The sequence below is a fragment of the Clostridium sp. FP1 genome, assembly GCF_011065975.2.
GTDB lineage: Bacteria > Bacillota > Clostridia > Clostridiales > Clostridiaceae > Clostridium_AD > Clostridium_AD tagluense.
The window spans coordinates 1,902,987-1,928,298 of sequence record NZ_JAAMNJ020000001.1 but is presented as its reverse complement, the minus strand read 5'-3'; the positions used below and the strand labels follow the sequence as shown (position 1 = coordinate 1,928,298).

21 protein-coding genes and 2 pseudogenes are annotated in these 25,312 nt (G+C 33.0%); 4 read left to right on the top strand and 19 right to left on the bottom strand.

Annotation, left to right across the window (positions count from 1 at the left end):
* Positions 1-53: 53 nt before the first annotated feature.
* From gndA (G9F70_RS09285) to ltrA, 6 genes are all read right to left on the bottom strand, one after another.
* Positions 54-1,469, bottom strand: coding sequence for an NADP-dependent phosphogluconate dehydrogenase (gndA, locus tag G9F70_RS09285; protein WP_164945721.1), 1,416 nt, complete (start codon positions 1,467-1,469; stop codon positions 54-56).
* Between the two features lie 171 nt (positions 1,470-1,640).
* Positions 1,641-3,056, bottom strand: coding sequence for an NADP-dependent phosphogluconate dehydrogenase (gene gndA, locus G9F70_RS09280; RefSeq protein WP_164945722.1), 1,416 nt, complete (start codon positions 3,054-3,056; stop codon positions 1,641-1,643).
* Positions 3,057-3,120: 64 nt separating this feature from the next.
* Positions 3,121-4,440: a gluconate:H+ symporter gene (locus G9F70_RS09275; RefSeq protein WP_164945723.1), complete on the bottom strand. Its 1,320-nt coding sequence runs from the start codon at positions 4,438-4,440 to the stop codon at positions 3,121-3,123.
* 15 nt (positions 4,441-4,455) lie between these two features.
* Entirely contained in the window at positions 4,456-5,979 is a 1,524-nt protein-coding gene (gntK, locus tag G9F70_RS09270; RefSeq protein WP_164945724.1) for a gluconokinase, read from the bottom strand.
* 185 nt (positions 5,980-6,164) lie between these two features.
* The gene (locus tag G9F70_RS09265) at positions 6,165-7,013 is read right to left on the bottom strand and encodes a MurR/RpiR family transcriptional regulator (protein WP_164945725.1); all 849 of its coding nucleotides are present in this window, start codon (positions 7,011-7,013) and stop codon (positions 6,165-6,167) included.
* A gap of 221 nt (positions 7,014-7,234) precedes the next feature.
* Positions 7,235-8,554, bottom strand: coding sequence for a group II intron reverse transcriptase/maturase (ltrA, locus tag G9F70_RS09260; RefSeq protein WP_164948105.1), 1,320 nt, complete (start codon positions 8,552-8,554; stop codon positions 7,235-7,237).
* Positions 8,555-9,220: 666 nt separating this feature from the next.
* Here ltrA and G9F70_RS09255 point away from each other — a divergent pair.
* Positions 9,221-9,523, top strand: a pseudogene (locus G9F70_RS09255) (amidase domain-containing protein); the annotation flags it as partial.
* A 69-nt stretch (positions 9,524-9,592) separates the two neighbouring features.
* Here G9F70_RS09255 and G9F70_RS09250 read toward each other — a convergent pair.
* The 10 genes from G9F70_RS09250 to hypF form a co-directional block, all read right to left on the bottom strand.
* The gene (locus G9F70_RS09250; RefSeq protein WP_164947896.1) at positions 9,593-9,847 is read right to left on the bottom strand and encodes a hypothetical protein; all 255 of its coding nucleotides are present in this window, start codon (positions 9,845-9,847) and stop codon (positions 9,593-9,595) included.
* 57 nt (positions 9,848-9,904) lie between these two features.
* Positions 9,905-10,570, bottom strand: a complete 666-nt coding sequence (gene hypB / locus G9F70_RS09245; protein WP_164947895.1) for a hydrogenase nickel incorporation protein HypB — start codon at positions 10,568-10,570, stop codon at positions 9,905-9,907.
* Between the two features lie 100 nt (positions 10,571-10,670).
* Positions 10,671-12,071, bottom strand: a complete 1,401-nt coding sequence (locus tag G9F70_RS09240) for a nickel-dependent hydrogenase large subunit (RefSeq protein WP_164947894.1) — start codon at positions 12,069-12,071, stop codon at positions 10,671-10,673.
* A gap of 68 nt (positions 12,072-12,139) precedes the next feature.
* Positions 12,140-12,973, bottom strand: coding sequence for a hydrogenase small subunit (locus G9F70_RS09235; RefSeq protein WP_164947893.1), 834 nt, complete (start codon positions 12,971-12,973; stop codon positions 12,140-12,142).
* 136 nt (positions 12,974-13,109) lie between these two features.
* Positions 13,110-14,117 (bottom strand): hydrogenase expression/formation protein HypE, encoded by a 1,008-nt coding sequence (gene hypE, locus G9F70_RS09230; RefSeq protein WP_164947892.1) that lies wholly within the window; start codon positions 14,115-14,117, stop codon positions 13,110-13,112.
* 58 nt (positions 14,118-14,175) lie between these two features.
* The gene (gene hypD / locus G9F70_RS09225) at positions 14,176-15,267 is read right to left on the bottom strand and encodes a hydrogenase formation protein HypD (RefSeq protein WP_164947891.1); all 1,092 of its coding nucleotides are present in this window, start codon (positions 15,265-15,267) and stop codon (positions 14,176-14,178) included.
* Positions 15,254-15,478, bottom strand: coding sequence for a HypC/HybG/HupF family hydrogenase formation chaperone (locus G9F70_RS09220; protein WP_164947890.1), 225 nt, complete (start codon positions 15,476-15,478; stop codon positions 15,254-15,256). The genes hypD and G9F70_RS09220 overlap by 14 nt, the downstream gene beginning before the upstream one ends.
* Positions 15,479-15,520: 42 nt before the next feature.
* Entirely contained in the window at positions 15,521-16,186 is a 666-nt protein-coding gene (hypB, locus tag G9F70_RS09215; RefSeq protein WP_164947889.1) for a hydrogenase nickel incorporation protein HypB, read from the bottom strand.
* A gap of 3 nt (positions 16,187-16,189) precedes the next feature.
* Complete coding sequence (gene hypA, locus G9F70_RS09210) at positions 16,190-16,531, bottom strand: hydrogenase maturation nickel metallochaperone HypA (RefSeq protein ID WP_164947888.1); 342 nt, start codon at positions 16,529-16,531, stop codon at positions 16,190-16,192.
* Between the two features lie 93 nt (positions 16,532-16,624).
* On the bottom strand, positions 16,625-18,907 hold the full coding sequence (hypF, locus tag G9F70_RS09205) for a carbamoyltransferase HypF (RefSeq protein WP_164947887.1): 2,283 nt from the start codon (positions 18,905-18,907) through the stop codon (positions 16,625-16,627).
* A 211-nt stretch (positions 18,908-19,118) separates the two neighbouring features.
* Between hypF and G9F70_RS09200 the strand changes: the two genes are divergently transcribed.
* From G9F70_RS09200 to G9F70_RS09190, 3 genes and pseudogenes are all read left to right on the top strand, one after another.
* Positions 19,119-19,400: a hypothetical protein gene (locus G9F70_RS09200; protein ID WP_164947886.1), complete on the top strand. Its 282-nt coding sequence runs from the start codon at positions 19,119-19,121 to the stop codon at positions 19,398-19,400.
* A 654-nt stretch (positions 19,401-20,054) separates the two neighbouring features.
* Positions 20,055-21,377 (top strand): IS1380 family transposase, encoded by a 1,323-nt coding sequence (locus G9F70_RS09195; protein WP_224617834.1) that lies wholly within the window; start codon positions 20,055-20,057, stop codon positions 21,375-21,377.
* 227 nt (positions 21,378-21,604) lie between these two features.
* A pseudogene (locus tag G9F70_RS09190) lies at positions 21,605-22,084 on the top strand (cupin domain-containing protein); the annotation flags it as partial.
* A 474-nt stretch (positions 22,085-22,558) separates the two neighbouring features.
* Here G9F70_RS09190 and G9F70_RS09185 read toward each other — a convergent pair.
* From G9F70_RS09185 to G9F70_RS09175, 3 genes are all read right to left on the bottom strand, one after another.
* Entirely contained in the window at positions 22,559-23,299 is a 741-nt protein-coding gene (locus tag G9F70_RS09185) for a Cof-type HAD-IIB family hydrolase (RefSeq protein WP_164946293.1), read from the bottom strand.
* 3 nt (positions 23,300-23,302) lie between these two features.
* The gene (locus G9F70_RS09180; RefSeq protein WP_224617482.1) at positions 23,303-23,938 is read right to left on the bottom strand and encodes a phosphoribosyltransferase; all 636 of its coding nucleotides are present in this window, start codon (positions 23,936-23,938) and stop codon (positions 23,303-23,305) included.
* 275 nt (positions 23,939-24,213) lie between these two features.
* Entirely contained in the window at positions 24,214-25,311 is a 1,098-nt protein-coding gene (locus tag G9F70_RS09175) for an ABC transporter permease subunit (RefSeq protein WP_164946294.1), read from the bottom strand.
* Between the last annotated feature and the right edge of the window lies 1 nt (position 25,312).

The window sequence follows — 25,312 nt, the reverse complement described above, 5'->3', positions numbered from 1 at the left end:
ATAGTATAAAAACCCTGCAATTTATAAACTGCAGGGTTTTTAATTTATTCTTTTTATTTATTATCAGTTACCCATTCATGATGGAATATTCCTTCCTTGTCAGTTCTTTCAAAGGTATGAGCACCAAAATAATCTCTCTGTGCCTGTAGCAAGTTCGCTGGAAGATTTGCACTCCTATAACTATCATAATACATTAGGGCACTGGAAATTCCCGGCACTGGTATTCCTAAATTTACAGCTGTGGATACTACATATCGTAAGTCCTTTCCATAACTATTAAGGATATCTACAAAATATGAATCTAACATTAAATTTTTAATATTAGCATCATTTTCATAAGCATCATTTATCTTGTTAAGGAATTGAGCGCGAATAATACAGCCACCTCTAAATATATTAGCAATTTTCCCATATTCAAGTTCCCAATTATACTCTACCGCTGCAGCCTTCATAAGTGCAAATCCTTGTGCATAGGAACATATTTTACTAGCATAAAGGGCCCTTCTTACGGATTCTATAAACTCATTTATATCCCCATCAAAAACTGTACCTGGTCCTTTTAATATATTACTCGCCAAAGTTCGTTCATCTTTTAATGCTGATATGCAACGTGAAAAAACAGCCTCTGTTATAGTAGGGATTGGTACTGCCAGATCCAAAGCACTTTGACTAGTCCATTTCCCTGTTCCCTTTTGGCCTGCACTGTCTAAAATAATATCAACCATGTACTCTCCAGTCTCATTATCTTTCTGCGAAAATATTTCACTAGTTATTTCCATTAGGTAACTATCAAGTTCACCACTATTCCACTCCATAAAAATATCATGAAGCTGCTCATTCGATAGGCCTACAACTCCTTTCAAAAGTGCATAAGCTTCACAAATAAGCTGCATGTCTGCATATTCAATTCCATTATGTACCATCTTCACATAATGGCCTGCTCCATTCTCTCCAATATAAGTGCAACAAGGCTGCCCATCTACTTTTGCAGCTATAGCCGTAAAAATTGGTTCTACCATTTTATAAGCATCAATTTGACCTCCAGGCATAATTGATGGTCCTTTTAAAGCTCCCTCTTCACCTCCTGAAACTCCTGCACCTATGAAATTAAAGCCCAAAGCTTCAAGCTGCCTGCTTCTACGTATTGTATCCATAAAAAACGAATTTCCGCCATCAATTAATATGTCACCCTTAGAAATATATGGTATTATTTTTTCTATAGCATCATCAACAGGTTTTCCTGCTTTTATCATAATCAATATTTTTCTTGGCGTCTCTAGAGAATTTACAAACTCTTCTATAGAATATGTTCCCAAAATATTTCTTTGTTTTTCCTCTATCAATAACGCATCTGTCTTGATTCTATTTCTATTATAGACGGAAACTGAAAACCCTCTACTTTCAATGTTTAAAGCTAGATTTTTACCCATGACCCCTAAGCCTATAACTCCAATTTGCTTTTTATCCATAATTTAAATCCTCCTTACTGTAGCACCATTTAATTTTCACATACATAATATTTTTATTTTCTTAATTATACACTTAAACCACTGAAATAAGTGCAAATATTTATTATTTCTTGATAAAGATTATAAAACAAACCTGCAGTCTAAAATATAAACTGCAGGTTTTTATATTTTTTAATCTATTTCATTTACCCATTCATTATGAAATATTCCTTCTTTATCCACCCTTTCAAAGGTATGAGCTCCAAAATAATCTCTTTGTGCCTGTAGTAAGTTTGCTGGGAGATTTGCACTTCTATAGCTGTCATAATACATTAGCGCACTAGATATTCCAGGAATTGGCACACCTAAATTTACAGCTGTAGATATTACATATCGTAAGTCCTTTTGATAATTATTAAGAATGTCCTTAAAATATGAATCTAGCATTAGATTTTTAATATTAGCATCATTTTCATAAGCAACGCTAATCCTGTTAAGGAATTGAGCGCGAATAATACACCCACCTCTGAATATTTTGGCAATTTCTCCATATCTAAGGTCCCAATTATACTCCACTGCGGCAGCTTTCATAAGTGCAAACCCCTGGGCATAGGAACATATTTTACTTGCATAAAGAGCCCTTCTTACAGCTTCTATAAACTCATTTATATTTCCTTCAAATAATGTATCTGGTCCTTTTAATGTGCTACTTGCCATCACGCGTTCATCCTTTAATGCAGATATGCAACGTGCAAAAACAGCCTCTGTTATTGTAGGTATTGGTACCCCTAAATCTAGAGCGCTTTGGCTAGTCCATTTACCGGTACCCTTTTGGCCTGCGCTATCTAAAATAATATCAACCATGTATTTCCCAGTCTCATCATCCTTTTGCGCAAATATTTCACTAGTTATTTCTATTAGGTAACTATCAAGTTCACCTTTATTCCACTCTTTAAAAACATCATGAAGCTGTTCATTCGAAAGCCCTGCAACCTCTCTTAAAAGTGCATAGGCTTCACAAATAAGTTGCATATCTGCATACTCAATACCATTGTGAACCATTTTTACATAATGTCCTGCTCCATTTTCGCCAATATAGCTGCAGCATGACTGCCCATCTGCTTTTGCAGCTATAGCTGTAAAAATTGGTTCAACTATTTTACAAGCATCAATTTGACCTCCAGGCATAATTGCTGGTCCTTTTAAAGCTCCCTCTTCTCCACCAGAAACGCCTGTTCCTATGAATTTAAAACCTAAATCTTCAAGTTTTTTGCTTCTACGTATTGTATCCATAAAAAAGGAATTTCCACCATCAATTAATATGTCACCCTTAGAGATATATGGTATTAGTTCTTCTATAGCATCATCAATAGGTTTCCCTGCTTTGATCATAATCAATATTTTTCTTGGAATTTGGAGAGAATTTACGAATTCTTTTATAGAGTATGTTCCCACAATATTTTTTTCTTTAACCTCTATCAATAATTCATCTGTTGTAGCTGCATATCGATCATATACTGAAACAGATAACCCTCTGCTTTCAACGTTTAAAGCAAGATTTTTACCCATTACACCAATGCCTATAACTCCAAATTGCTGTTTATCCATAATATAAATTCCTCCTTTTAAAAAAATTTAGACAGTAGAAGCAAAGCTTCGTCTGTGTAAAATTTTAATGTACAATCATATTTAGTAATAGAACCATAACTAATCCAACCACAGAGATTATAGTTTCGAGTACTGTCCAGGATTTTAATGTTTCTGGTATTGATAGATTGAAATATTCTTTAAACATCCAAAAACCAGGATCATTAACATGTGAGAATATTAAGCTTCCTGCACCTGTTGCGAGTACCATAAGTTCTGGACTAGCACCAGTTGCTACAATTAATGGTCCTACAATACCTGCTGCTGTAAGGCCCGCCACTGTTGCAGATCCTAATGCTATTCTTAGTATTGCAGCAATTAGCCATGCAAGTAATAATGGTGATATGCTTGATCCACTCATAATTAGTGCAACATAATCTGCAACCCCACTATCTACTAAAACCTGTTTGAAGGCTCCACCTCCACCTATTATTAATAGTATCATAGCTATTGCTGCTATAGATTCAGTTACAGTTTTCATAACTTCAGGCATCTTTTTGCCCCTGTTTAGTCCAAAAGTGAATATAGCTAAAAGTACAGCTAAAAGTAATGCTATTACTGGATCCCCTAAGAAAGTAGTATAATTTAATATGGGAGAAGTTTTTGGTAATACAATAGTAGCAATAGCCCTTACTGCCATAAGTATTACTGGCACTAAAGCCGTAAACACACTTATTCCAAAACCAGGCATTTCTTTATCTGTAAATATCTTAGGGTTAAATAAGTCTTTTGGTATATCATGCTCCATATGCTTTAGGAACTTTGTAAGTACAGGACCCGCAAGAATTACTGCAGGTATTGCAACTACAATACCATAAAGTAATGTCTTCCCTAAATCTGCTTTATAAATAGCAGCTATAGCTGTAGGACCTGGATGTGGTGGTAAGAATCCATGAGTGGCTGAAAGTGCTGCTGCCATTGGAACCCCTATATATAAAAGCGGAATATCAGCCGCTGCTGCTATTGTAAACACTAGTGGTATTAAAAGTACAAAACCTATTTCATAAAATAGTGCCATACCAACTATAAAACCTGTTATTACCACTGCCAATTGTATTCTCTTTTTTCCAAACTTATCAATTAACGTAAGAGCTATTCTTTGTGCCCCACCACTATCTGCCATGAGCTTACCAAGCATAGCGCCGAACCCAAGTACCAATGCAAGTGTACCTAATGTACCACCAACGCCTTTTGTAATAGAAGTTACAACGGTAGGAAGTGGCATACCTTCCAAAATACCAACTGTTAGTGCCACGAGAATTAATGACAAGAAACCATTTAATTTAAAAGCTATCATAAGAACTAATAATAACACAACTCCTAAAGCAACAATTAATAATGGCATAATATAATCCCCCCTTTATTTTTGTAATAAACTAATGCTTACAAACTCATCCTTTAATTTTATGTACAATCTTTCGTAAATTTCGAAAGTTTTCATATAAACTTCATGGTTTTTTATATCTGGCTCAAAGGTTTTAGAAATAGGAACTAATTTTTCTACTTGTTCAATGTTATCTATAAGCCCTATTGCTTTCATACCCAGCACTACCGCTCCTAAACATGAGCTTTCGTAGCTTTCTGCTATTACTACCTTTTTATTAAATACATCGGCTAGCATTTGAACCCAAAGCTCAGATCTAACAAAACCTCCAGTAGCATAGATTGTATCAATATTACCAGTTGTCTCCTCTAAAGCTTTTCCCACACTATATACACCAAATATCACTCCCTCTAACAATGCTCTTAGAAAATGTTCCCTCTTATGAGTAATATTTATTCCAAAGAAAACGCCTTTGGAATTTGCATCCCAATGTGGAGCTCGCTCCCCAAGTAGATATGGCAAGAATATCAAACCATTTGATCCTGCGGGTACCTTTGAAGCTTCTTTTGTCAATAATTCATAAGTATCAATACCTAAAGTCTCAGCTCGCTCTAGTTCTAACTTCGAAAAATTATCCCTGAACCATCTAAAAATTATTCCTCCATTATTAACAGGTCCTCCAAGAACAAAACGATTTTCTGTAAGAATATAACTAAAAATTCTTTCACTCTCATCATTTTTGGGTTTATCTGCTATTATTCTTATAGCTCCACTAGTTCCAATTGTAACTGCAGCATCTCCAGGTTTTATAGCATTAGCCCCAAGGTTTGCAAGGCAACCATCACTTCCTCCAATTATAAAGGGAGTTTCTAGGTCAATTCCCATTAAATCTGCATATTTTTTATACAAGCCTTTAAAAACCTGGGTTGGGGATACTGGTGTAGATAGTTTGTCCTCACTTATTCCTGCAACTTGTAATGAATTTTTATTCCATTGAAAATCATAAATATCAAACAAGCCTGTAGCAGATGCAATTGAATAATCCACAACATATTTACGGAACAGTTTAAAGAAAACATATTCTTTAATTGAAATAAATTTATATGTTTTTTTAAATATTAACTCCATATTATCCTTCATCCATGCAAGCTTGCATAGTGGGGACATTGGATGTATTGGTGTGCCCGTTCTCATATAAATTTCATGACCTATTTTGCTATTTTTTATTCTTTCTGAATATTCCACACTTCTAGTATCTGCCCAAATAATACAATCAGTTAATTTATCTCCATTTTCATTTACAGCCATTATACCGTGCATAGCAGAACTGAAACTCACACCAAGAAGCTTATTTCCTTTTTTAGCATTTTCACTTGCTACACTTTTTATAGAATTAATAACTGCCTCAAACATCTCGCCGGGATCTTGCTCACTCCAAGAAGACTTAGGATTTAATATAGGATATCCTATATTACACTTTGAAATTACATTTCCTAATAAATCAAAGGCAACTGCTTTAGTACTACTTGTTCCAATATCTAGCCCAATTAAATATTCCATGACATCCTCCTACTTGAAATAAATTTTCTTTTTGTTCTTTAATATTAGTATGATTGCTATTTTATGAAAATTATTATCTTTTTTATTATTATATTATAGTGTAAAGGTTTAATCAAGTTTTTTTTGAAAATAGTTTTCATTTTTGCATAAAAAAATACACTCCTATTGAGTGTATGAAAATTATTTTAATATCTCTTATTTGCTATAGCTTCCCTTATTTGTCCTAAAGCCTTATAATAATTCTCTTTGTCCTTTAAACAAGTACCTACAAACAAACAGTCTATAAGTGATAATGCACTGATTCTTGCATCCATTGCCTCACTTTTTGATAGATTTTCTTTACCATAAGATAGTAGAACCACATCTGATACCTTTGATATAGGAGATTTGTAATTTGAAGTTACTGATATTATTTTCACTCCCTTTTCCTTGGCAATTTGCAGGCTCTCTACTAATTCCTTATTACTTCCAGTATTTGAAACAGCTAGAATGCAATCATTTTCGTCATACATTGAGCTTATCATAGCTTGAAAATGAGAGTCTTCATGAAATATGCAGTACTTTCCTGTTCTCATAAACTTATGATATGCATCAAGGGCTATTGCGGCCGATCCACCCATACCAAAAAAAGCTGTTCTTTTCGCACTATGAATATAGCCTATAGCCTTTTCTAACTCCCCACTGTCGTTTATTCTTAAAGTCTCATTAAGAGAACTTATTGTAGAATTAAATATCTTTTGCATTATAACCAAGGTATCATCATTCTCTTTTATTTCTTCATGAATATTTACAAGAGGCTTTACAATTTCACTAGCTATGCTTATCTTTAAATCTTGATATCCTTTAAAACCCAGCTTTTTACTAAGTCTAAACACCGTGGCTTCACCACATTTACAGTTTTCAGCAAGTTCTGTAATAGATGAGTGGATAATATCCTTTGGATTTTTAAGTATGTATTCCCCAACTCTTTTTTCCGCACCTTTAAGTTCTGAATATATATTTCTTAATCTTTCTATACCGCCTATGTCATTCATTATATTACCACCTAACAGTATTTTTGGCTTTACTTACGATTTCTTCATACAAGCTCTTCCATAGTTTCTATTATACTATATATTATTTAATTGCAATCGAGTAGGAGCTAAATAATTAATTTATTTAGCGACTCCGGGTAGAAGGGTTGCGCAATTCACAACCCAGACCCCCACGGAACCAGGCGTGCGGATTTCCCGCACCTGGCTCTTCAAAAGTTGATTTACAGTATTGCGTATGATTTCATTTTTACAAATGGAATTGAAATCTTCGGTCGCAACAACGGAAACTTTTCTTTGATTTTTCTGTATTTATCCCAGTTTACATTTCCTTTCCAACTTCGGCTACTTAGCATTTTCTTAAAGTAATTTTCTGATTTATTATAAATTTTAAACAAGGATTTTAGATTTCCACCCATTCCATAGTAGTTATAATGTCCTCTTAAAATTTGATTTATCTTGTTCACTTGTTCTTTTATAGGACTATGCCTTATTTCTCGCATTTTATCTGTTATCTTCTTTATTCCTCGATTTAATCGCGTTTTCTCTGTCTTTCTTCCTACCATGAAATTTCCTGACCTGTTCCTTGTACAAAAATGTGTGAACCCTAGAAAATATAATGTCTCCATTTTCTTACCTTTTTCCTTTGCATGCTTACTAGAAAATCTTCCAAATTCAACTAATCTCGTTTTATTTGGCTCTATTTGCAATGCAAATTTCGCAAGTCTTTTGCTTAGTACTTTCTGAAATTTTATAGCATCCTCTCTATATTGAAAACATACTATAAAATCATCTATGTACCTAATCAAGTAGCTCTCGCCCTTTAATTTGGGTTTTACTACTTTCTCAAACCATAAATCTAGTACATAGTGAAGGTAAATATTACTAAGTAGAACACTTATTGACCCTCCTTGAGGGGTTCCAATTTCACTACTCTCTAGTTTTCCATCTTCTATTACTCCTGCTTTAAGCCACCTATTTATAAGGCTTATCATTCTGGGGTCTCCGACTCGATGTTGCACAAATTTGAGTAACCATTCATGGTCTAAACTCCCAAAGAAATTCTTTAAATCTGCTTCCAAAACCCAGCTTACTTTCTTTCCTGAAATTGTTTCGTTTATAGTCGCAAGTGCATTGTGCGCACTCCTTTTAGGTCTTCCCCCAAAAGAACAATCCAGAAAGTCCTGTTCATATATTGTAGAAAGTACAGTTGCAACACTTCGCTGCAATGCACGGTCTGCGACACATGGAACTCCTATTGGTCGTTTTTCTGTTTTTCCAGGCTTAGGAATCCAAACTCTTCTAACTGCTGGGGGTTTGTAGCTTTCTCTATGGATTGACGTAATCATTTTATCAGCCCATATATCAAAGTAATCCTTTGCTTCTTTTACATCTATACCATCTATTCCCTTAGCTGTATTATTAGGCATATGCATAAGGCTTTCATGTATTAGTTCTTTTGTTACATGATGCGCTATAGATGTAAATTTTAAATTTGTTTCTTTTCGAGCTTTTACTGCTATTTCTTCCAATTTTGTTGTCATAACTGAGTTCCTCCTTACTTTGAATTAAGGCTCGTATCCTCCCATTGAATGGAGCTTATGTTTCGTTGAAAGAATTCAACTTTTGCTGACCGCTTCCCCACGTAGTAGGCTTTCCCTACCTCAAAGTACTATCAGTCAGTAAGACTTCCGTCAAATCATTGTATTATTCTTGCTTTGTAAGGCTTGTTTAATACTATCCACATTCTGCGGAAACCTGACGGATCTCCCTTGTTCCCAAGGAATCCATTGATAACATGCCGTAGGTACGAACCCCGGAAACAACTAATATCCTAACCTTTAACAGATATTTCGTTACTGCCTTCCCAACAGAGAGATAAAGTCGGCTATTTCACAACACGTTCAATTTCGGGGCTAATTATCCTCTTCACTTTATTCCGGCCTGCTATCTTCCTGTCTACGCTTCGGAGTAAATGTTACCATTTACCACGCAAGACTCGGTACTTGACTGCTGGCTAAGCTTTATCAAGATGACCATTTCAGGTCATTTGTATTCCTTGAACTTTTCAAGGCGCAACTCTCACACCACCGTGCGTAACGTTCGGTACACGGCGGTGGTTTTATATACATAAAATATCCTCCTTAAAAAATAATTTAATCAAATCTAAATGTATTGTTAGTAATGGTTTTTAATTAAGTTAAAAAATAGCAGACGCTTTCAAAAATTATTTGATTTATAGTGGTAGAGGGAAAGTACTAGGAAAAGGTACATTTAAGGAATTAATTTCTCCCCTTCCTGGCTATCCATGTGGCGCAATACAAAAATTGGATTTAGGTGATGTTATATGCTATGCCAAAGGTCGTGATATAGATCATTTTGCTATAGTTACTGGTTTTGATTCTCATGGTTATCCTCTTGTTAATACTAATACCATTGACAGATATCATGTGCCTTGGGACTTAGGCTGGGGAGATAAGAATATTAATTTCTACTTAATACATGTAAAATAGTTTGAAATTGCTCAGTAATAAAAAAATGACTTACTTTCAATATTCTTTTATAATGCCATTTCTGCACACTCATTTGTTAATTGGTATATGTTTTAAATTTTTAAAAGTTACTGTGCCTGGTAAATTTTCATAATATGTTGAATCAATAATATAAAATAAATCTTGTTCATTTAACTTAGAAAAACAAAATTCTACATCTGTTTCTCCTATTATAGCCTCAATGCCTTCATCCTCTAGGATATTTTTAATTTTTTCTAATATTAACACAGCTATTGCATCATCCATCATTAACCTATTACCTATAGCAATAACCTTTTTCCCCATATTAACTCAACACCTTAGTATGAAAAATCCTGCTATAAACAGGATTTTAAAATTTTATTAGATTATACTTAATTTTTTATTTACTTCTTGCAAAATCCAGTCACTTAGTTCATCTATTCCACGATTTTTGATGCAGGATGTTTCAAAAATCTTTGCCTTATCATTTATTAGTTTAATATCTTTATAAAACTCTACCTCATTAAAATCAGTGTATTTCATTAAATCAATTTTATTTAAAACGATCGCTGTACTTTTTTCAAACATCAGTGGATATTTTAAAGGCTTGTCATTACCTTCTGTCACGCTGAGGACACAAATCTTGATATCCTCACCAATTTCAAACTCCGCCGATGATGATATGCTCCCCACATTCTCTATGATAATAAGATTTATCGCTCGTAAATCAAAGTTTAATGATGCTTCTCTTACCATTCCTCCATCTAAATAACAAGGTCCTGCAGTATTAATTTGTACTACAGTCACCCCCGTGGCTTCAATTCTCTCTGCATCTTTAGTGGTATATAAATCTCCTTCAATTACCGCTATATTTAATCTATCTTTAAGCCTTGGAATTAACTTTTCAAGTATAGATGTTTTACCAGACCCTGGAGCACTCATTAGATTTATAACAAATATGCCCTCTTCATCGAAAAGGTTTTTATTTTCCGCATGGATCTCTTCATTAGTATTTAACATATTAATATTAATCTTTATTTCACTCATTTCATTATTCTCCTTCTATTGTATATAAATATAACTCATATATTCTTAAGAATCTTTAAAATTAAATAATCAGAATTATTGTTATTTTATTTCAAATGTATTAAGTAATATTTATATAGAAAGGCTCACCATATTCTCTACTAACATGGGTAGCACAAGATATACAAGGATCAAAGGATCGCACTATACGACCTATCTCTATAGGATTCTTAAGATTTTGGATTTCAGTACCAATGAGCGCGCTCTCAAGAGCTCCATGCTGCATCATATCGTCTATTGGTGAAAGATTCCAAGCAGTAGGAGTTACTATATCACAATTCTTTATAACCCCTTTTTCTATAGTAGTCCAATGCCCGAGAGCTCCCCTAACAGCATCACAAAGTCCTACTCCCTGTGCACTCTCTGGAATAATATATTTTTCCTGTACTGCTGGTATAGGATCTATTTCATCAATTATTATAAGCATTTTTTCGCAAAGCTTTTTTCCCTCTAATACCCTTGCCAAAAGCCTATCCATGGTAGATATACTATTTCTGTAGGAACCTGATAAAATCATACGAGCAAGTGGCCCAACCTGTACGACTTTACCACTATACCTAGGAGCTTTAATAAAGGTGTAGGCCCCGGGCTTTTTAATATCCATTTCAGAGGGAGCATTTGATGGCACTTCACTAGCTTTCGAATCCTTATACCAAGAAAATGCCGAACTCTCTGTTATTGATTTTGCATCTAAAGTAGCTATCTCACCATCAATATAATTTGAAGGTTGTACATACTCCATTTCTTTATTATTCAAATCATGAAATAATCCATAGGTTAAAAGATTTTTTGTTCCACCACCAATTTTAAAATACTCCGGATAATTATGAGCTATAATATTTATATCCTCAACCATATTTTCGCACATAAATTCACTGATAGATTGTAGTATAGATCTCATCCTTATAATTTTAGAAGCATCCATGTTTGCAGTGGTTCCACCCACAAATACACCATGATTGTGTGGTACTTTCCCCCCTATAAGAGCTATAATTTCATGAGCAAGGCGACTACATTCTAGTGCCTTTACATAATCTTTATTTATTTTTTCTGTGTACTTGTTAGAAAGCCTTAAATCATAGTCTGAATTTCCTGGAACTATTGTTATGTTTACATAATCGGGAAACACAAAAATACAAATTTGCCTAATGATGTTCTGAAGATACTCAGCCCCATGCGCAAAATTTCTTATTTTTACCCCATTCTCATTCGGTTTTATCTTTAGGGCATCCTCTAATGCCAAGCTTGCTACTAATCCATGTGACGTAGAACATATACCACATATTCTTTCAGTAAAATATACTGCATCTAATGGAAAACGTCCTATTAACATCTTTTCAAAGCCTCTAAACTGAATCCCACTGCTTTTAGCATCAACTATTTTATTTTTCTTGATTTCTACTTCTATGCTTAAAGGCCCCATAATTCTAGTTATAGGATCTATAGTTATTTTGGTAGTCACCACAATCACCTCACTCTAGAATATATTTGAACTATCAATTGCTATTTAACTATGGTTCTTAATCACCTTTAATACTTAACAAATGGTTCTGTACCATCCGGAAAAAATTCACTAGCACAACCAATGCAAGGTGTATTAGCTTCTACTGGCCAATTAATTCTCGAATTCCATAATCCAAGTGGACAGTACGCTTTTGTAATAGGACCTTTGCATCCAAGCTTTATCATGCACTCTTTTTCTCCTAGCTTTCCAGCAAATATTTTATTATCAAAATATGAACGTCTTGGACAATTATTGTGGTTGGTTTCTTTAAAAAACATTACTGGACGACCCTTCTCATCTACTTCAATCTTATTATAAAGAATAATGCTAGCTAAAGTTCCCATAACCCAAAGAGGATTTGCTGGGCAGCCTGGAATATTTATTACTTCCTTTCCAAGAAAATCTCCAAGACTTATGCATCCTGTTGGATTAGGACTAGCCGCAGATATTCCTCCAAATGAAGCACAAGTTCCAATAGCTATTATTGCTTTTGCTTTCTGTGCTGCTAAATTGATTGCTTCCGCTGTAGGTATCCTCCTCCCCTTATATGTTGCAAATATATTATAGAAGCCCTCATCTATGTTAGTTAGTGCACCTTCTACTCCTAATATAAAGTCTGTATTTAAAACTTCTAAGAATTTTTCATAGGCAACTTCGCCCTCTGCTTGCATTAAGCTTGGGCTAAATTTTAAATCAACCATTTCCTCCATGAAATAAGCAACATCTGGTTGCTCTGCATTAAGAAAAGAAATTATATTTCCCGTACAACCATTAGCCTCCATCCATATAAAATTATTTTTTTTTGCTTCACCCTTATGAATTTCATCTATGGCATTTTTTATAAGTCTTCTTTCAGGCAAAATACTCCCTCCTATCTATCCTTCATTAATGTATATTGAAAAATTCTTTTCATTATGCAGTATTTAACTCTAAATAATCATAATCAAAATAAATAAGACCAGAGATACATAATCCCTGGCTCACCTTTTATAAAATTTAACATATTCTTGGAAGCTGAATTCCAGATGGCATATCAACCAGTCTTTTTCCACCTACTACTGTGTTTAAATAAACCTTTTGACCTAACTCTTGCGTAACTTTTCCGATAATTACAGCATCAGTACCTAGTGGATGTTTTCTCATTACACTCAGTACCTTTTCAGCGTAGCCTCCCGGGACAAAAGCACAAAGTTTTCCTTCATTAGCAATATATAATGGATCAAGTCCCAGCATCTCAGTAACACCTTTTACTTCTTCTTTTAAAGGTAAATTAGTTTCTTCAAGAGCTATAGTTACATTGCTAAACTCACTTATTTCATTAAGCACGGCTGCTACCCCACCTCTTGTGGCATCACGAATAACATGGATCCCGTCATAAGCTTCAATCATTGTGTTTACTAAGGAATTAAGGCATGCACAATCACTTTTTAAATTCCCTTCAAAATTGAATTTATTTCTTTCACACATTATTGTCATTCCATGGTCTCCTAATGTACCATTTATTATGATGACATCTCCCACTTGTGCATTGGCACAATTAATATTAACATTGTCATAAATCCTTCCAATACCAGAAGTGTTAATAAAAATTCCATCCACACTTCCTTTTTCCACAACCTTTGTGTCTCCAGCTACAATTTTTACACCCGCTTCATTAGCTTCTTCTGCCATAGACTTCACAATTTCTTCTAATTTTTCGATAGAAAAGCCCTCTTCAATGATAAAAGCGGTCGTTATGTAAAGTGGTTTTGCTCCACTTACAGCAAGGTCATTTACAGTGCCACAAACTGCCAATTTACCAATATTACCGCCATTAAAAAATATTGGATTTACTACAAAAGAATCAGTAGTAAAAGCAAGTCTCGCAAAATCTATGTCTACTTGAGCTGCATCATTCATTTGATTTAAAATATCATTACCAAAATATTTGAAAAACACTTCATTAATCAATTTATTCGATTCCAAACCGCCACTTCCGTGACTTAGAGTTATAGTGCCAATCATCTAAAACCCTCCTGTTTCCTTATAGGCACAAAACAACTATCAATTGTTATGCCTCCTGTTATTTAATGTCTTTATGATATCTATAATATGCTGCACAGGTGCCTTCTGATGAAACCATGCAGGAGCCAACTGGGTTTTCTGGCGTACAGTGTTTTTTGAAAAGTGGACAACCTATTGGTTTAATTTTTCCTTTAAGAATTTCTCCACATTTGCAGCCAGGACTGCCATCATAATCTTTATAATTAATTTTAAAATGCTTAAGTGCGTCAAAATTTTCATACTCACCATTAAATTCAAGACCACTTTTGGGTATTCTACCAATCCCTCTCCAACTACTATCTACAATATTATAAGCTTTATTTAAATATTCCATGGCATATGGGTTACCCTCAGTCTTTACTATTCTTTTATACTCGTTTTTAATCATATAATCCCTTTTGCTTATTAATTTCACTAATGTATTTAACCCTTGAAGTAAATCTAAAGGTTCAAACCCTGTAACAACTCCAGGAATATTATAAGCTGCACTTAGAAATTCATATGGTTTTGTACCGATAATTGCACTAACATGCCCTGGCAATAAAAATCCATTTATTTTCAATTCTTTGTCCTGAACTAAAACTTCCATAACAGGTGGAACGATTTTGTGAGCCGTAAAGAAAAATAAATTGCTTATATTATCTTTCTTGGCCGTTATAGCCGTAACCGCAGTCATAGGAGCAGTAGTTTCGAATCCTACTGACAAAAACACTATTTTTTTAAAAGGATTTTGCGAAGCCATCATAAGACAATCCATTGGTGAGTATACTATTCTTACATCTGCACCTTCTGCTTTTTTCTTACTTAATGTACCTTTTTTTCCGGGAACTTTCATCATATCTCCAAAGGTTGCAATAATTACATTATTTTTCTCTGAGAGCCTTAATGCGCTATCAATGTAACTTTGGGGCGTAACGCACACAGGACAGCCTGGACCTGATATCAGATTTATATTTGAAGGAAGTATGTCCCGAATACCATATCTGAATATAGCCATAGTATGGGTACCACATACCTCCATAATGTTTATCTTTTCACTAGAAATATTATTTAACTTTTCTACGAGTTTTTTGGAATAATCATTTCTTCTAAATTCATCAACAAACTTCATTTTCAAGAAGCTCCTTAAAAATATCCAAGGTTATTTTTGCTTCTTCTTCATCTACCTTTTGTATTGCACAACCTGCATGTACAAGTACATATTCATTCACAGCTACTTCTGGCACGAGATGCATAAATACTTCTATTTTCATATTCCCAATCTCTACAATACCTTTATTTCCTTCTAAACTTAAAATTTTTCCTGGAACTGCTAAGCACATTCTCGTTCCTCCTTTTCCTCTCTAATTGAGAAATATTATTTATTACATCATTAGTTTTTTATTTTGTATTTTACTCAGTAACCATGAACATATTTCATCTATACCCTGGTTTTTAACACAAGATGTTTCAAATGTATCCGCATTAGCATTCAAAGATTTTATATCTTTATAGAACTCTTCTTTGTTAAAATCAGTAAATCCTATTAAATCTAGTTTGTTTAAAACAATTGCACCACTTTTTTCAAACATGAGAGGATATTTCAGTGGTTTGTCATTTCCTTCCGGGGTACTCAAAATACAAATTTTTATATCTTCACCGATTTCAAATTCTGCAGGACAAACTAGATTACCTACATTTTCTATTACAAGCAAATCAGTCTTATCAAGGGTTAATGCATTTAATGCATTTTTTATCATTTCCCCATCAAGGTGACACGCTCCCCCAGTGTTAATTTGAACCACTGGAACACCCTGAGCCTCTATCCTCTGCGCATCTTTAGTGGTATAAATATCTCCTTCGATTACAGCAATATTTATATCATTTTTAAGCTTTGCTATTATTCTCTCAAGCAGCGAGGTCTTACCTGAACCAGGTGAACTCATTAGGTTTATTACATAGATGCCTTTTTCGTCTAATAATTTTTTATTTTTAGAAGTTATCTCCTCATTTGTTTGAAGTATATTCTTAACTATCTTTATTACACTCATATTTTAATCTCCTTCTATAGTATTTACATAAAACTCATATCCATGAATAATACTAGAACAAAACTTATTACAGCATGGACAAAGTTTATTCAAATGGTCAATTGGAAATTGTTGCATGCAATCTTTACACACAGCTACTGCATTAACTTTTTCTATTTCTAAAGTTGAACCTTCAAGCATTGTATCAATTATACAAATTTTGAATGCAAACTTTAAACATTCTGCCATAACACCAGATAACTCTCCTATTTTTAATGATACCTTGGTAACTTTAGTTAATTTATTTTCAATTGCTTTCTCTGAAACTATTTTAATAACATTTTCAATTATAGATACTTCATGCATATTTATCTCCTAATTAATTTACACTTATTCCTTTATTAGAATATATGTACAATTATTAACTAAAATGTTTTTTGATTATATTTTTTTGATTTTTTATTTTATTAAATCATTTTCTATTATTGCATTGGCTATAATTATCTGCCCAATTGCTACTCCTCCATCATTAGAAGGCAAGTTCTTATGAGTATATACTTTAAAATTATTTTGTTTGAGATTACAATTTATTTTCCTAAGTAAAAAAGAATTTTGAAAAACCCCTCCACTAAGCGTTACTTCATTTATATTTGAATCTTGCCTGATGCGTATGCATATACTCACAGTTATATTTACTATAGTATTTTGAAATTTAGAAGCAATAATTTTAGCGGGTACTCCTTTTATTTTATCTTTTAAAGCCTCAATAATTATTTCAGATGGCTCTATAATATACATATCTTGTTTTATTACTTTATAAGTATAGGATTCTTCAATATTCATTTCTGATATAGCTTCAAGCTCAATAGATGCCTGTCCTTCATAAGTAACTACATCTGTAATTCCAATTATATTTGCCATCGCATCAAAAAGTCTACCCATACTTGAGGTATCTGTGCAATTAATGTTTGAGTTTAAAATATTAATTACATTAATACCTTGATTACCATATAATTCAAAAATCAAATCATAAACTTCTTTTTTATTTTCATTTATACTTAAGGACTTATAAAGATAGGAAACCGCCATTCGAAAGGGCTCTTTAATGGCTTTTTCACCTCCAGGCATTTTTATATAATCAAGATGAGCTACTCTTGTAAATTCAAGGCAATCACAAATTAAAAATTCACCACCCCATATTTTACCGTCGCTGCCATAACCAGTTCCATCAAAACAAACTCCAATCACTTTTTCTTTTAATTTATTTTCAAACATGCAACTAACTATATGAGCATGATGATGCTGCACAGCGATCTTAGGCAAATCATATCCCAAAGCATATTTAGTTGACATATACCCCGGATGCATATCAAACGCAATAAATTTTGGAGAAAAAGAAAATATATTTTTGAAATGTTCAATATTTTTCTTATAATGTTCATATGTTTCTAAATTTTTGAGATCACCATTAAATTGGCTTAAAAACAAAAATCCTTCTTTACTAATACAGAAAGTATTTTTCATATTGGAACCACAAGCTAAGATATTCCTCGTATTAGTCCATTTAAAAGGTTCAGGAACAAATCCCCTCGCGCGCCTTATAATTGTTTGTTGTTTATTTACTACCTTTAATACAGAATCATCAACTGGGACGTGTATTTCACGGTTATGCATGAGGAAATAATCCACAATACCTGAAAGTGACTTTCTTGCAGAACTGTCTTTATACTCTATAGGTAAACCATTTACATTTGCACTAGTCATAATAAGCACCTTAAGTTTTTCTGAAAACAATAAAATATGAATAGGTGTATATGGAAGCATTACTCCTATTGTTTTTTGATTAGGTGCAATATATTGTGGTAAATCGTAGCTTTCTTTTTGGTTTAAAATAACAATTGGCTTTTTTATTCCAGTTAGTATCTTCTCTTCTAACAGGTTAACCCTGCAATATTTCTTTACTGTTTCTATATTCTTTATCATAACTGCAAGTGGTTTATAAAGTCTTTTTTTTCTATCCCTTAAGATACTCACGGAAATTTCATTCAATCCATCACAGGCAAGGTGAAAACCTCCTAACCCTTTTATGGCAAATATTTTTCCTTCCATAAGCATGTTTTGAGCAAAGATTATAGGATCTTCTATTTCTAATCTTTTACCTTTGAAATCCTCTATCCAAAGTTCTGGACCGCAAGACCTGCAGGCATTGGGTTGTGCATGAAATCTTCTATCTTTAAAATCTAAATATTCACTATTACACTTCTTGCACATTTTAAATTCACTCATTGTAGTCATGTTTCTATCGTAAGGTAATTCTTTGATTATAGAAAACCTGGGACCACAATTCGTACAATTTGTAAATGCATACCCCCTTCTCCTATTGTATAAATTTAATATATCTTCTGCGCAATCACTACAAGTAGCTATATCTGGTGATATTAAAGTGATTTTATCAACACTCTGTTCACTTTCTTTGATTTCGAAGTTGGAATAATTTAATACTTTATCAGCTTTTATAGTCATCTTTACTATCCGAGAAAGAGGCGGAGGATTATTCTCAAGAGCCTGTATAAATTTATCTATATCTTTCTCAAATCCCTCAACATCTATATAAACTCCTTCAGAATTATTATTCACCCAGCCTTTTAACCCAAAAGTTTTTGCTTGATTATATACAAATGGACGAAAACCGACTCCTTGAACTATTCCTTCCACCACAATAAATCTTCTCTTTTTATCCATAATACAACGCCTTTCATATATTTTTTGAATTCTAAAGTTTTAATGTGTACTATATCTTATTTCTTATTATATTCTTATTATATTCCTATAATTACCAGGAGTTTCGATTATATGACCTCGAGATTAGTAGATTTCACCCTTTTTTAAGTAACCTTTGAAAATATAATGAATAAAGTAATAGAGAAGATAATTATTTATTGGAGGAATTGAAGTGCAATTAAAAGGTAGTAACACTGAGAAAAATCTTCTTAGTACTTTTGTTGGAGAGTCAAGAGCAAGAAACAAGAACTTCGACGCTACTGCAAATAACGAAAAGGCTCATGCACGAGAAGTTTTTAATAGGTTTCTGAAAATGAATAAAACTACAGCAGATAATTTGAAAGTTTCTGCAGAAGGAGAAGCTTTTGAGAGTAGCAAATTATATAAACAATTTGAAAAAGAGGCCAGATTAGAAAGTTTTATAGAAATTGCAGACTACTATAAAGAATTATAGGAAGTAGAAGAGGGTCATGATTTAAGACAATATATAAAAATCTATAAGCAGGAATGATGTTTAAAAGAAATACTGAAGTAAAATGGCAATGTATGAATTGTGGATATATTCATATAGGATGACTCCTTACAAAGATTAGGAGTGGAGCTTTCAATCTTTGTTGATAATAAAAAAGTAATGTCTTTAATATTAAAAATATAATAGTTGCCTGTCTCAATAAATTCTATGAATTATTAAAACAAATGCACACTTCCTATACATAGTACATAAGATAATATGGAAGTACTTAGAAAGGAATAAAAAAATGGATAATCCTTATAACCCTTATCCATGTTCCTACTGCCAATATGTAGCGAGGTGTAGCTCAAAGGATATGATTAGCGCCTATGGAACATACCCTTACTACTATAACCAACCAATGTATATTCCATATTTTACAAGATAATTTGCTGATGAAAATTTCACTTATAATGGTGAACCCGGATTATTCACGCAACACCAAAAAGCTATGCCTTACATAGCTAAAACACTGTGTTTTATAATTTTTTAGTTTTTCACGAAAAAAGTGATAAAAAAGTATATGCAAAAAGCCTCAAATTTGTTATGTTTAAGTTGAGAAACCCAAAACAAAAGACAAAGGAGAGACTTCTTACAATGAATAGTTTAAATGAAAAATCATTAAAATTCAACAAGAAAATTAAAATAAATTTTGAAGGTGGGAATTTAACATCAGATGCAGGCCTTTTATTATATAAAGAATTTGATGAAAAAATTGGTTTCAGCAAAACCATTAAAGAAAATATTGATGTTAAAGATCCGTCAGCAAACGCTAGAATACATAAAAATGAAGACATTGCCATTCAAAGAATATATCAAAGAATCGCAGGTTATGAAACTGATGATAACGCTGATGAACTTAGACATGATCCTACTTTTACCAATGTACTTGAAAAAAAATCATTAGCTTCTCAACCAACAATTTCTAGGTTTAATAATAGGGTTTCTGGTGAAACAGTAAAGAGCTATCAACAAATTAATGAGCTATTGCAAGATAAAGTTTATTCTGTGCGGATGCCAGAGCATATTATTTTTGATATAGATTCTACAAATTTTCAAACCTATGGGGATCAATATGGTTCAGATTATAACTCTCATTATAGTTCAAATGGATATCATCCACTATTAATGTTTGATGGGTTAACAGGTGATTTAATTAAAGCGGAGCTTAGGTCAGGAAATGTCTATACTTCAAGACAAGTAGTAAGATTTATTGGCCCTGTGCTTAAAAGATATATGAATAAATATCCTTATATTACAAGAGTTATAAGAGGCGATAGCGGCTTTGCCACTCCTGAATTATATGAAATTTCGGAACAACTTGACACACTTTATGCAATAAGATTAAAGGTTAACTCTATATTATATAAATTGTCATGTGAATTTGCTAATGAAATGGCTAAATTGTGTAAAAGAGACTTTTGTTCACATCATGTTGTTTATGGAGAATTTATGTACAAAGCATCAAGTTGGAAAAAAGAGCGTAGAGTTGTTGTAAAAATAGAAAAGCCAGAAGATCAAATGTGCTATAACTATACGTTCATCGTTACAAACATGACATTGCCTCCAGAATCCGTAGTTAAATTCTATTGCAATAGAGGTACTATGGAAAACTTTATAAAAGAAGGTAAACTAGGATTATCTTTTGATAAAATGAGCAGTACTGCCTTTATAGCTAACGCTAATAAGCTTCAAGAAATGGTACTTGCATACAATTTTAACAATTGGTTCAGAAATCTTTGCTTAGACAAAACACCAATGAAAGATATGACAATTGAAACTATTCGTACAAAATTAATAAAGATCGCAGCAAAAATAGTGAAAGGTGGAAGATACTTAAAGTTTAAGTTATGCAGCAGTTGCCCCTACAAAGAAGATTTTTTTAATATATTAAATGGAATTGCCTATATACCTATATAGTTTATTTGACTTAATAATCCATTTTAAAACTCAATAATTAAAATAATATATTAAAATAAATTGGTGAAGTCTATATCTTTTTAAATGTAAATATATGTATTTAACTATTTTACGTAATTTCTATGAAGTACACACGATTTTTGTAATGAAAACAAATACAAAAACTCAAATTCTATGTGATTTTAATATTCAAATCATAGAATTTGAGTTCATGAATAATCCGGGGTGAATTAGATTATGATTCAAGACTTGATATTTCACAATCAGTAAGTTATAATGATCCAATTATATTGAAGGATTATGGACCACCACCTTATGTAGTTGATATTGATAAGGCTACTAAGCAAAATAATAATTATCGTACCACATTATGGACAGGCAACCATTTACAGCTTACTTTGATGAGTATCAAGGTTGGGGGAGATATAGGTGTGGAAGTTCATCCAGTAATTGATCAATTTATACGCATTGAGGAAGGACAAGGAATTGCTCAAATGGGACCAAGTAAAAATAACTTGAATTTCCAAAGAAATGTATATGATGGCTTTGCAATATTTGTACCTGCAGGCACATGGCATAATGTAGTTAATACCGGTAATAAACCTCTCAAATTATATTCTATCTATGCTCCGCCTCAACATCCACATGGTACTATTCATGCTACTAAAGAAATAGCACATGCTGGCTCAATGAATAGCGAGCGTTAGTACTAAAGGGTTTTGTATAAATTAAAAGCCAATTAGCAAACAACAACTTCCAGTTATTGTTACGTCCCCCGAGGTCATAGCCATCAAGTTAAGGAAACACCTTAATATTACCCTATTAATTATAACATTATTTAAAAAATAATTTACGAAAATAGAGTGGATTAGACCAAATTTGGGGGCTTAATCCACTCTTTGTTTTTTGTTTCTGTGTTAAATATTATATAATTAGTTAATATGTATATTAAGTAAATATATATATAAATGTAATATTAAACATTTACCCTTGTCTTACGCTATGCACTTGGCACTATTAACCCGTGCTAGGGACTTTCACCCTTTAGATTGCGCCCATGCTGGGCGCACAGCAAAAAACGTATTGTGCCTTTTAAATCACAATACGTTTACAGCTAATTGTTTATTTTAGTATAAATTTTTCTAGAACATGCCTAACTCAATCTTCATCATTAGATTTGGTTACAAATTCAGCAACATTTTTTTAATAATCTGGGGCATTTCCCATTGCAACTCCAAGACCGCATACTCTATCATATCCATATCATTAAAATTATCTCCAATAGCAATGATTTCTGCTCTTTTTACATTAAATTTAAGCGCTAAATTTTCTAGAGCATTTCTCTTATTTGCCTCTTTATGAACAATCTCAACAAAATGGGGTAATGAAAAATAAAAATTTAGTTCTTCCTTATATAATTCATATAATTTTCGTGTATGATGCTCAAGATTATACTTATCACTACTATTAAACATTATTTTAATAATTGAACCATCTAAAATCGAATCAAAATCATTTACAATTTGAGGTTTTGCATGATCTAGTTGCATATGTATATCTATATTTTCACTATTTTCCAGAATATATATATCATCTTCCCTATAAACACTTACTGATAACCCAGCTTGCTCACAGTATCTTATAATTTTTGACGAAAGTTCTTTATCAATTTTCTTTATATCATATGCTTTTCCTGTTTTAGAACATTTAATAAGGGCTCCATTACAAGTTATTATAGGAACATCTAGGTTAAGCATATTTGCAAATGCCATAGCTGCAAGATACATTCTTCCTGTTGAAAGCGTGAATATCACACCTTTTTCTATAACACTATTTATAGTTTCCACAGTCTCTCTTGATATCTCCAGTTTTGGAGTAAGAAGGGTCCCATCCATATCTACCGCAACAAGCTTATACTCCATAAGTTATCCCCTCAATTCATTCATAATTATAAATACTTCCTCATCTGTAACTTGCTTAAAATTTTCATAGTATGAACCCACTGCATAAAACTTTTCTGGTATATATAGGCATATCACCTCATCAACAAGCTCTTTAAATTCTTCAATAGTTTCCCTAGGACCTACAGGAATAGCTAGAATAATTTTCTTAGCTCCTTGTTTTTTAACAGCCTTAATTACAGCAAGGATTGTAAATCCAGTAGCAATGCCATCATCAATAATTATAACCGTTTTACCTTTAACCTCAGGAAATGTATCAACTCCACGGTACTCTTGCATTCTTCTCTTAATTTCCCTTGTTTGCTCCGAAACTTCGTTCTCAATATAGTCTTGTGATATACCAATCATTTTCACATAATCATTGTTTAAAAAATAACTACCATCCACAGATACTGCACCTATTGCAAACTCCTTGTTATGTGGTGCACCTATTTTCCTTGGAATAATCAAATCCCATTTAAGCCCATACCTTTTTATTGTGTCATAGGCTACTGCAATACCTCCTCTTGGCACCGCAAGTATAATTACATCTTCATCTTTAAATTTGTAAAGACTATCAGCTAATTTTTCTCCTGCATCCATTCTATCTAAAAACATCATTTTACCTCACCACTTTTTAAGTTAATTTTTTATTAAGGCTCCCGTATTTTATAATCATACCTCTATATCTATACTTCCAAAGGTTGAGAAAAATTATCCCTAAATTTTTATGTTTGCATTAGAAAACCTCTGTTCTCTTTTGCAGGATATTCTAAAAATAAAATTTCACCAAAAAAACTAAACCCTAGAGTTTAAAGTATACTTCTCACGCTAGGGCTTAGTTTTTCCATATAATTTACACTAATATATTTCTAACACATTTATCATTTACTAACCTATTTTTCCATATCTAGCTGAAAACTGTGCCGCTCCATATCTTTATCCTTTTGTCGTTTCCAAGCATGTAGAACTAGCGCTATGGTAATAACCCCATAGGATATAAACATACGCAAGTATTCACCAATCATAGCCGACCCAGTAATGTTTTTGCCTGCCATAGGCATAACTATAAACATCAAATGAAACAGTGCAGTACCAATAATGGCATTTGGGATAGAAGCTTTAGTAACCGTTGCACCACCAACTAAAAGTGATGCAGCTGCAAAAAGGCCTGCTTGATCTGCTCCATTATAGGTGTTCATAGTTCCTATATTTTGCAGATAAATTATTTGTCCAAAGCAAGCAAGGACTGTTGAAATTATTATGGACTGAATACGTGTCTTATTAACAGCAATTCCTGCAGTATCAGATACATTCATGTCAAGTCCTACAGCTCTCATATCCTGACCCAGTTTTGTTTTTCTAAACCAAACAGTGAAGACACAAATCAAACCTATAATCAAAAAGGTTGCAACCGGAATATTTATACCATTTATATTTATTAAAATTAGTTTATCAAATCCTTTAGCTACACCCAAGTTCAAGGCATTACGTACACCATACCCTTTAGAAAGCAGCAGTGAACTAGTCTTAAATGGAATTACATTTCCGCACATGTATAAAAGAAAGAATTGATAAACACCAAGAATAAAAAAACCTAGAATCATGCCAGTAACCATTTCACGGCCTTTAGCCCTATTTAGTACCACACCACAAAAATATCCAAGGCCTATTGCTATAGGAGCTGCAACAAGTGCCGCAAGGAATAGCCCTGGAGCTCCTGTAATACCCCAGTCAGTAATAAATATCAATCCAATTTGACCTGCCATAGCACCTAAAACCATCCCAAAGTTGATACCCATTCCCGCCATAATAGGAAGCAGCAGTGCTAATACTAGGAAAGAGTTTCTTGCCAGCCTGGTTATAATCTGATCCACCAAAAAACCTCCAGAATACCCCGAAAGCGGTATTGCTATAATGCTGATGATTAAAAACATTAATGGCACAACACTACCCGTAAGTAATGGACCTATTTTTTTCTTATCAAATTTCATG

Excerpts from the sequence above, each read along its gene's own strand:
- hypD (WP_164947891.1), bottom strand. The coding sequence starts at position 15,267 with ATGAAGTTTGTTGATGAATTTAGAAGAAATGATTATTCCAAAAAACTC.
- G9F70_RS09195 (WP_224617834.1), top strand. The coding sequence starts at position 20,055 with ATGAATAGTTTAAATGAAAAATCATTAAAATTCAACAAGAAAATTAAA.
- hypB (WP_164947895.1), bottom strand. The coding sequence starts at position 10,570 with ATGAGTGAAATAAAGATTAATATTAATATGTTAAATACTAATGAAGAG.
- G9F70_RS09220 (WP_164947890.1), bottom strand. The coding sequence starts at position 15,478 with ATGTGCTTAGCAGTTCCAGGAAAAATTTTAAGTTTAGAAGGAAATAAA.
- hypF (WP_164947887.1), bottom strand. The coding sequence starts at position 18,907 with ATGGATAAAAAGAGAAGATTTATTGTGGTGGAAGGAATAGTTCAAGGA.
- hypA (WP_164947888.1), bottom strand. The coding sequence starts at position 16,531 with ATGCATGAAGTATCTATAATTGAAAATGTTATTAAAATAGTTTCAGAG.
- gndA (WP_164945722.1), bottom strand. The coding sequence starts at position 3,056 with ATGGATAAACAGCAATTTGGAGTTATAGGCATTGGTGTAATGGGTAAA.
- G9F70_RS09185 (WP_164946293.1), bottom strand. The coding sequence starts at position 23,299 with ATGGAGTATAAGCTTGTTGCGGTAGATATGGATGGGACCCTTCTTACT.
- G9F70_RS09250 (WP_164947896.1), bottom strand. The coding sequence starts at position 9,847 with ATGGGGAAAAAGGTTATTGCTATAGGTAATAGGTTAATGATGGATGAT.
- hypE (WP_164947892.1), bottom strand. The coding sequence starts at position 14,117 with ATGATTGGCACTATAACTCTAAGTCACGGAAGTGGCGGTTTGGAATCG.
- G9F70_RS09180 (WP_224617482.1), bottom strand. The coding sequence starts at position 23,938 with ATGATGTTTTTAGATAGAATGGATGCAGGAGAAAAATTAGCTGATAGT.
- G9F70_RS09175 (WP_164946294.1), bottom strand. The coding sequence starts at position 25,311 with ATGAAATTTGATAAGAAAAAAATAGGTCCATTACTTACGGGTAGTGTT.
- gndA (WP_164945721.1), bottom strand. The coding sequence starts at position 1,469 with ATGGATAAAAAGCAAATTGGAGTTATAGGCTTAGGGGTCATGGGTAAA.
- ltrA (WP_164948105.1), bottom strand. The coding sequence starts at position 8,554 with ATGACAACAAAATTGGAAGAAATAGCAGTAAAAGCTCGAAAAGAAACA.
- hypB (WP_164947889.1), bottom strand. The coding sequence starts at position 16,186 with ATGAGTGTAATAAAGATAGTTAAGAATATACTTCAAACAAATGAGGAG.
- gntK (WP_164945724.1), bottom strand. The coding sequence starts at position 5,979 with ATGGAATATTTAATTGGGCTAGATATTGGAACAAGTAGTACTAAAGCA.
- G9F70_RS09265 (WP_164945725.1), bottom strand. The coding sequence starts at position 7,013 with ATGAATGACATAGGCGGTATAGAAAGATTAAGAAATATATATTCAGAA.
- G9F70_RS09275 (WP_164945723.1), bottom strand. The coding sequence starts at position 4,440 with ATGCCATTATTAATTGTTGCTTTAGGAGTTGTGTTATTATTAGTTCTT.